Source organism: Beijerinckia sp. L45 (assembly GCF_009765775.1).
In the GTDB taxonomy this organism is placed as follows: Bacteria; Pseudomonadota; Alphaproteobacteria; order Rhizobiales; family Beijerinckiaceae; genus RH-AL1.
Map to the genome: position 1 here is coordinate 5,538 of NZ_LMUU01000247.1, position 7,115 is coordinate 12,652.

Consider the following 7,115-nt stretch of genomic DNA (forward strand, 5'->3'; position numbering starts at 1 on the left):
CGGGCGAACGCCGGATCGGCCCGCTTGCGCGCGTCGAGTGGCGCCGACGTCGTGGAGCGATCGCTCAGGCCCGGCATCGCGAAGTAGGCGATGATCCGGTCGATCTCGCTCTGCGGCAGCGTGAGGCCGGCATCGTTGTGCTCGGCAAAGTCGGCTTCGACGAGATCGCGGATCGTGTCGGCACCCTTCTCGTGAACGAGGATCTTGATGCGCGCCTTGTACTTGTTGTCGCGTCGGCCTTCGAGATTGTAGATGCGCAGGATCGAGTTCGTGTAGGCGAGCAGATCCGCCTTCGGCAAAAATTCACGAATTCTATGCGCAATCAACGGCGTACGGCCTTGTCCTCCACCAACATATACGGAGAATCCGATGTCGCCGTTGGCGTTCCTGACGATCTGGTAGCCGATGTCATGCACCTGGATCGCCGCGCGATCATGGGCGGAGCCGTTTACCGCGATCTTGAACTTGCGCGGCAGGAACGAGAATTCCGGGTGCAGCGACGACCACTGACGCAGGATCTCAGCATAGGGACGCGGATCCTCGATCTCGTCGGCGGCGGCGCCGGAAAACTGGTCCGCCGTGGTGTTGCGGATGCAGTTGCCCGAGGTCTGGATGGCGTGCATCTCGACGCTGGCGAGTTCATCGAGAATGGCGGGGCAGTCGGCAAGCGCCGGCCAGTTGAACTGCAGGTTTTGGCGGGTGGTGAAGTGCCCGTAGCCCTTGTCGTAGACGCGGGCGATGTGCGCGAGCTTGCGCATCTGCTTCGAGGACAGCGTGCCGTAGGGCACGGCAATCCGCAGCATATAGGCGTGAAGCTGCAGGTAGACGCCGTTCATCAGACGCAGCGGCCGGAACTGTTCCTCGGTCAGGGCACCGGCAAGGCGGCGCTCGACCTGATCGCGAAACTGCGCGACCCGTTCGGCGACAAATCCGGCATCAAACTCATCATAACGATACATGGTGCTTGCCTTCAGGCGGCGCTCGACGACGAGGCCGGCAGATAATCGATGGTGGGACCAAAGGCGCGAATTGCGTTGCGAAGCGTCATCGACGCCTGACCTTCGAGCTCGTCCTTCTTGTCGACGATGAACGGATCCACGACCACGGCGCGCTTCTCGTCCATTTTCGCCGCCAGGAGACCGATGTCCGCCGTTGCGGCGTCGGCGAAGACGATGGCATCAACGATCGATTCGACCCAGGTCCCGTTGACACCCAAAAATACGACGTTGCCCTTGGCGAGCATGTTGGCGGAGATAACCTTGGACATTCGTCAGCTTCCAGCGCGGCAGAGCATGGAGATAGAGGATTTTGCCGCCAATTGCGAGTGGCCTTGCCGTTCGGCGGGAGCGCTTGGTCGTTGATCGCGCAATACTAATTCTGCACTCTGGAATTATTTTCTTTCCATAGGCCCAATAAAGAAAATATCGTCTTAGCGCGAACGCGCGACGGTGCTCCCAGCATTGGCAGCCTGCGGCAGGCGGCCGTTTACGACCATTCACGAAATCTGGTTCGCGGCACCGGCTTTTCGTGCGATCAAGCCCGCGCCGACTTCGTCGAAAAGACCAATTTGCGGTCCAGGACGGCGCCGAAGACCAGGATCGCGTGAGGCTCAAGGTACCATGTCGTTTATGGAGCAACTGCCGGACCTCGTGGTCCAGTACGGCTATATCGCGATTTTCGTCGTGATTGCCCTCGAGAGTGCCGGCGTGCCGATGCCTGGGGAGACCGTGCTGATCAGTTCGGCCGTCTACGCCGGCGCGCATCCCGGCGGTCTGAACATCTATCTCGTGATCGGCACCGCTGCGGCGGCCGCGATCCTCGGCGACAACGTCGGCTTCTGGGTCGGCCGCGAATGGGGGCTGACCCTTCTCATTCGCTACGGCCGCTACATCGGCATGGACACGAAGAAGCTGAAGGTCGGGCAATATCTGTTTCTCAAGCATGGCGGCAAGATCGTCTTCTTCGGCCGGTTCGTCGCTTTGCTGCGCGCCTTTGCCGCCGTTCTCGCTGGCGCCAACCGCTACAGCCCTCGGCTCTTCTTGTTCTACAACGCGCTGGGCGGCGTGGTCTGGGCTTGCTTGATGGGCGGGCTCGGCTACTTCTTCGGGCTGCAGGTCGAGCACGTCATCGGCCCGCTCGGCATCGCGGCCCTGGTGCTCGTCGTGCTGATTTCCGTCGGGGCCTGGCTGTTCTTCAAGCGCCACGAAGCGCGTTTGACCCTCGAAGCAGAGGAGGCCCTGCCGGGGCCGCTCCTGACGGTCGGCGCACGGGGATAACGGATTTCGGAACGAAGCCGCTCTTGGGGGCGTTCCTTTTGCTCAACAGCAATGGGAGACATCCAATGGACGTCAAGACCGGCTTTGCCGCCATCGGCTTTGGGCTACTGGCTGTAGCGCCCGCCGCCCAGGCGCAGATTGTCTCGGGTAGTGGCCAGACGATCCCCGAAAAGGACACGACGCGTTCGCCCGATGCGCTCAAGGCGCAGCAGGCTCCTTCGACCATTCAGGATGGCCGAAGCGACAGCCTCAGCAGCAAGCTCAATCAGAGCGGCGGCGTCATTCGGCCCAAGGGCGATGTCGACCCCGGAATGAACACACCGGCACCGGTCGATCATCCAAACTCGACCCCGGTGATTCCTCCGTCCGCCACAGGCGGCGAGAACGCCAAGTAGTTTTTTCGCCAACGCACTTTCTGGGGCGGGGCCGTCTGTTAAAGGCGGCTCCGCTTTGTTTTCGCTCAGACAATGGCCGTGGCGCCGAAAGACCATCTTTCTAAAGCCGACCGGTCATATTAGATAGGACAGGTAGCGGATTTAGAAGCGCTCGAAGGATGGTTCCGTGTCCAGATTGAATGTCCGTGAGAAGCTTGTCGACGCCGCCCTGAACCTGTTTCACGAGCGCGGCTACAATGCATCCGGCGTCCAGGACATCGTGGTCCAGGCTGGCGTCCCCAAAGGGTCATTCTACAACCATTTCGTCAGCAAGGAGGCGCTCGGCCTCGAGACGATCGCGCGCTACTGGCACGACAATGATCTCACCGTGCTCCGTGACCCCGCCATCCCGCCGCTGGTGCGTCTGCGGATGCATTTCGACATGATGGCAGAGCGCTTCACGAACAGCGGCTTTTCGCGCGGCTGCCTGCTCGGCAACTTCGGCGCCGAAATGGCCGATGCCAACCCGGCGATCCGGGAAAAGCTTTCGGAGACGCTGAAGGCCTGGACCGATGCTATCGCCGACGTGTTGCGCGAAGCCCGCGACGCCGGTGCCCTTCCGAAGGAAAAGAACGTCGAGCAATTCGCCCGGTTTCTGATGGACGCCTGGGAAGGGTGTCTGATCCGCGGCAAGGTTATGAAGGACCGTTCCGCTGTCGATGATTTCTTCGACATCACGTTCGGCTGCCTGTTGAAGTAGGCGCGAGCCGCTACTGACAAGGCGTTTCCCGTGTCAGCCCCCTCCGAAACGCATTGCGCCCGCCAGCGATAAACTGGCGGGCGCAAATCGTTTGAAGCGAGGCCGCTTAGCGGGTCGAAGCAGTGACCGCATCAAACGGGGCCGCGCGAAGCACTTCCAGACGGTCGGCGTTGCGCACGAAGGTGATCTCGATCGGCTTCTCGCCGTACGACGCCGGAACCGAAACCGAAGCCGACTGGCCATCGGCCAGCGTGGTGGCGAAGCGAACCGGGGTTGCGCCCGTCTCGATCGTTGCGATGACGTGGTAGCCCTTGGCCTCGGCGACGTAATAGGCGTAGCCGTGGGTCTCGCCGAGATCGATGGTGCTGGCTTCGATAGGCTTCAAAGGCTGGGCATTGGCGATCGCAACGGTGGCGCCGAGAACGGCCGTCGCGAGGATGATGGTCTTCAACATGGTGCTCTCCTGATCGGAGCGTTTGGCGACGCTCGTGAACTCTGAAAGCTAATGTGACCGGTCGTCTTAGAATTGCAAGAGGCTTTTGTGCGACGCAGCATGAGCGTTGCCATGGGGCGCGGTCCCTGGCACGCCCGCGGCCGTCCTTCCCGAGAGGAAAAGCGCATTTAGGGTCATGCCGCTGCATCGCAGCATGCGTGATTTCGCATGCCTGAAGTCTCTAGATCACCCAGTCGTGGTGGTCCGCTTCGGCGGCGAGGTCGGCCTTCACTCGATCGGCTAGGAAGCTTAGGCTTGGAGCGCCGCGGCGCCTCGGGCGTTCGACTTCGACGGCTAGGGACGAGCGCACCTCCCCCGGCTTGCCGCCCAAAGCGATCACCCGATCGGCGAGATACACCGCCTCGTCGATGTCGTGGGTGACGAAGAGCACCGTGATGCCCTGCGACTGCCAGAGCCGGATGAGCTCGTCCTGCAGCGCTTCGCGGGTCGGGGCGTCGAGCGCGCTGAACGGTTCGTCCATCAGCAGGATTTCGGGCCGGATGCAGAGCGCGCGCGCCAAAGCGACGCGCTGGCGCTGGCCGCCGGAAAGTTGATGCGGCCAGCGATCGCCATGCTCGCGGAGTCCGACGCTCGCCAGCGTTTTCAGGGCCTGGTCGCGGCGCTCGGCCTTGGTCAGGCCGGTTTTCTCCAGGCCAAAGGACACGTTGGCGGCCACGCGGCGCCACGGCAGAAGTCTTGCGTCCTGGAACACCAGCGCCATGGCGCGTTCCGTGCCCGCGGTCGTGCGGACGGTGACCGTCCCGACGCTGGGCGCCGAGAGGCCCATTAGCACACGCAGCAGCGTCGACTTGCCGACGCCTGACGAGCCGACGATCGCCAGGAACTGGCCACGCGGCACGTCGAGATCGAGGTGGCGCAGCACCTCGTTGCGGACGCCGTTCTGCTCGAAGGCCAGCGCGAGGTCGCGGATCGTGATGATGGCGTCGGCGCTCAACGGGTGGTCCTCAAGGGCGATACGCCAGCAGACGGCCCTGGATGGCGAGGAACAGCGTGTCCATCAGGCCGTAAAGTGCCGCGATCGTCAGCATGTAGACGACCACGATATCGGTCGCGAGCAGGCTGGAGGCTTGCGTCATGCGCTGGCCGAGACCGGCCACGCCGAACAATTCGGCGGCGACCACCGACATCCAGGCCTGGCCGAGCGAGGTGCGCAACCCCACCAGGATACCGGGCAAGGCGGCCGGCAGCATGACCTTGCGCAATCTGTCGAAGCCGCTGGAGAAGCCGAACGCGTCGGCGACTTCGATGAGATCGCGATCGACGGCCCGGATCGCCCCCTGCGTGGCGAAAAACACGATCCAGAACACGCCGATGGCAATGATGAAGATGGCTGCCGGCTGGTCGACGCCGAACCAGAGAATGGCGAACGGCACCCATGCAAGTCCTGGGATGGGCCGCAGGACGCGCACCACCCAGGCAAGCGTCCATTCGAACCGCGCCGACATACCGGTCAGGATCCCAAGCACGACGCCGGCAAAAGCCCCGCAGAGCAGACCGAGCGCGTAATGTTCGAGGCTGAGCCTGACAGCATCGACCCAGAGACCGCTCTTGATTTCCGCAACGAAGGCGGCCGGGATGTCGCTCGGCTTAGGCAGCAGCGCGGACGAAATGAAGCCGAAACTTGGTGCCGCCTGCCAGATACCGAGAAACGCACCGAGGCCGGCGGCGCCGAGTGCATAGGGAACAGCTTTGTTGGCCGCCATCTACCGCGCGATCGCTTTTTTGTAAAAACGGTCGTCGAACAGCCCGGCCAGCGGATATTCCTTGTCGAGCGTGCCGATCTTGACCTGATAAGCCTGCATCAGGCGCGTCGACTCGACGATGACATCCGGGTCGACCGTGAATTTCGACGCCGGCGAGCGCAGCGCCGCCAGGATGAGATCCTTGGAAACCAGCCCCTTGCCGAGCGTCGCCTCGACGGCGGGCACGGCAACGGCGGGGTCCGCCTTGATCTGCTCGGTCGCGCGGACAACGGCAGCGACGAGCTTTTCGACCTCGACGGGATGCGCGGCAAGAAAGGCGCCCTGGACGGCAACGACGGTGCCGGGTTGATCGACGAACATGTCGCCGCCCAGAGCGATGATCTTGCTGCTGAGGTCCCGCGACCGCACGATGGTGACCGCTGGCTCGCGCAGCGTCGCACCGTCGACCGCCCCGGCCAGCACCGCCTGCTGCGTCGCATCGATCCCCATGGTGATGATCTGAACATCGGCGGGCGCAACCTTGGCTACTTCGAAGAGCCAGTGGTTGAGGGTGGTATGCGGCACGGAACCGGGCGGCTGTGTCGCCATCTTCGCCGGCTTTCCGGTCTCGTGTGCATAGGCCTTGAAGGCGGCAGCCGGCTCGACCCCCTGCTTGAAGAAGGCGGCCAACTTTGGTCCGGCGACGACGGTCATTTCCTCGATGGCGGTGGCTGCGACGACCTTGACGTCGATGCCTTTGGATCGGGCGACCGCAAGCGGCGCGACTCCGGCGACATAGACTTCGAGCTTCCCCGAAGCCAGTGCCTGGATCATGTTCGGGCCAGACTCGAAGGGAATAAACCGGGGCTCAAGACCCGCATTCTTCAGCCAGCCCTCATGGTCGGCAACAAAGATCTGGGCCGTGCCCAGAACCGGAATGAACCCGATGCGGACTGGGACCGTTTCGGCGGCTGCCGGACCTGCGACGGCGACGGCAAAGAAGAGCGAGGCGCAAAAACGGAGCATGACCAAGACCGCGATCGAAAAGGAGATCGTTGCCTAGCATGCACGCGAGCCGCCCACCATTTGTCTCGAAGTCTTTCGGTTACCGCTGTCATCGAAAAAGGCCGACGCCTATCGGCGCCGGCCTCATGTGTAGACGACGCGATCAGATCGAGGACGTGCTGCGTCCGGCGATCAGGTTGTAGACGAACAGGATGATGATCGAGCCGACGATGGCGCTGATGAAGCCCAGCGGCTGACCCTCGTGATACCAGCCGATCGCCGTGCCGAGATAATTCGCGACGACCGCGCCGACAATGCCGAGGATCGTCGTCATGATAAAGCCGCTCGGCTCATTCGGGCCGGGCATGATGAATTTGGCAATGAGGCCCGCAAAGAACCCAATGATGATGATGTAAAGAATATGCATGGTCGCGCTCCGCCTACGATGATCAGAGAACGCCCGGTCATTTCGACAGTTGCATGAGCCGCCAAGTCTTTTGGCTA

10 protein-coding genes are annotated in these 7,115 nt (G+C 62.6%); 3 read left to right on the plus strand and 7 right to left on the minus strand.

Features of this window, described 5'->3' with window-relative positions; all coding sequences use genetic code 11:
• Positions 1 to 959 (minus strand): nitrite/sulfite reductase (locus tag GSQ79_RS25510; RefSeq protein ID WP_174243276.1); only part of this gene is annotated, 959 nt, incomplete at its 3' end.
• A gap of 11 nt (positions 960 to 970) precedes the next feature.
• On the minus strand, positions 971 to 1,267 hold the full coding sequence (locus GSQ79_RS25515; protein WP_158811562.1) for a DUF2849 domain-containing protein: 297 nt from the start codon (positions 1,265 to 1,267) through the stop codon (positions 971 to 973).
• A gap of 352 nt (positions 1,268 to 1,619) precedes the next feature.
• On the opposite strand from GSQ79_RS25515, the gene GSQ79_RS25520 reads away from it, so the two are divergent.
• From GSQ79_RS25520 to GSQ79_RS25530, 3 genes are all read left to right on the plus strand, one after another.
• Positions 1,620 to 2,276 carry a DedA family protein gene (locus tag GSQ79_RS25520; RefSeq protein ID WP_158811563.1) on the plus strand — a complete coding sequence of 219 codons (657 nt, stop codon included), beginning with the start codon at positions 1,620 to 1,622 and terminating at the stop codon, positions 2,274 to 2,276.
• A gap of 65 nt (positions 2,277 to 2,341) precedes the next feature.
• Positions 2,342 to 2,671, plus strand: a complete 330-nt coding sequence (locus GSQ79_RS25525; protein ID WP_246725586.1) for a hypothetical protein — start codon at positions 2,342 to 2,344, stop codon at positions 2,669 to 2,671.
• A 166-nt stretch (positions 2,672 to 2,837) separates the two neighbouring features.
• Positions 2,838 to 3,410, plus strand: a complete 573-nt coding sequence (locus GSQ79_RS25530) for a TetR/AcrR family transcriptional regulator (protein ID WP_158811564.1) — start codon at positions 2,838 to 2,840, stop codon at positions 3,408 to 3,410.
• Positions 3,411 to 3,516: 106 nt separating this feature from the next.
• Here the strand turns inward: GSQ79_RS25530 and GSQ79_RS25535 are convergent, their stop codons facing one another.
• The 5 genes from GSQ79_RS25535 to GSQ79_RS25555 all read right to left on the minus strand — a co-directional run bounded on the left by GSQ79_RS25535 (position 3,517) and on the right by GSQ79_RS25555 (position 7,038).
• Positions 3,517 to 3,864 (minus strand): hypothetical protein, encoded by a 348-nt coding sequence (locus GSQ79_RS25535; RefSeq protein ID WP_158811565.1) that lies wholly within the window; start codon positions 3,862 to 3,864, stop codon positions 3,517 to 3,519.
• A gap of 220 nt (positions 3,865 to 4,084) precedes the next feature.
• Positions 4,085 to 4,858: an ABC transporter ATP-binding protein gene (locus GSQ79_RS25540; protein WP_158811566.1), complete on the minus strand. Its 774-nt coding sequence runs from the start codon at positions 4,856 to 4,858 to the stop codon at positions 4,085 to 4,087.
• Positions 4,859 to 4,868: 10 nt separating this feature from the next.
• Positions 4,869 to 5,627: an ABC transporter permease gene (locus GSQ79_RS25545; protein WP_158811567.1), complete on the minus strand. Its 759-nt coding sequence runs from the start codon at positions 5,625 to 5,627 to the stop codon at positions 4,869 to 4,871.
• Positions 5,628 to 6,632, minus strand: coding sequence for an ABC transporter substrate-binding protein (locus tag GSQ79_RS25550; protein WP_158811568.1), 1,005 nt, complete (start codon positions 6,630 to 6,632; stop codon positions 5,628 to 5,630). It lies immediately after the preceding gene.
• A gap of 142 nt (positions 6,633 to 6,774) precedes the next feature.
• Positions 6,775 to 7,038, minus strand: a complete 264-nt coding sequence (locus GSQ79_RS25555; RefSeq protein ID WP_158811569.1) for a GlsB/YeaQ/YmgE family stress response membrane protein — start codon at positions 7,036 to 7,038, stop codon at positions 6,775 to 6,777.
• Positions 7,039 to 7,115: the final 77 nt, after the last annotated feature.

What these genes read in the sequence shown, in the direction of transcription:
- GSQ79_RS25515 (WP_158811562.1), bottom strand. Translation starts at nt 1,267, where the DNA reads ATGTCCAAGGTTATCTCCGCCAACATGCTCGCCAAGGGCAACGTCGTA.
- GSQ79_RS25520 (WP_158811563.1), top strand. Translation starts at nt 1,620, where the DNA reads ATGTCGTTTATGGAGCAACTGCCGGACCTCGTGGTCCAGTACGGCTAT.
- GSQ79_RS25525 (WP_246725586.1), top strand. Translation starts at nt 2,342, where the DNA reads ATGGACGTCAAGACCGGCTTTGCCGCCATCGGCTTTGGGCTACTGGCT.
- GSQ79_RS25535 (WP_158811565.1), bottom strand. Translation starts at nt 3,864, where the DNA reads ATGTTGAAGACCATCATCCTCGCGACGGCCGTTCTCGGCGCCACCGTT.
- GSQ79_RS25545 (WP_158811567.1), bottom strand. Translation starts at nt 5,627, where the DNA reads ATGGCGGCCAACAAAGCTGTTCCCTATGCACTCGGCGCCGCCGGCCTC.
- GSQ79_RS25550 (WP_158811568.1), bottom strand. Translation starts at nt 6,632, where the DNA reads ATGCTCCGTTTTTGCGCCTCGCTCTTCTTTGCCGTCGCCGTCGCAGGT.
- GSQ79_RS25555 (WP_158811569.1), bottom strand. Translation starts at nt 7,038, where the DNA reads ATGCATATTCTTTACATCATCATCATTGGGTTCTTTGCGGGCCTCATT.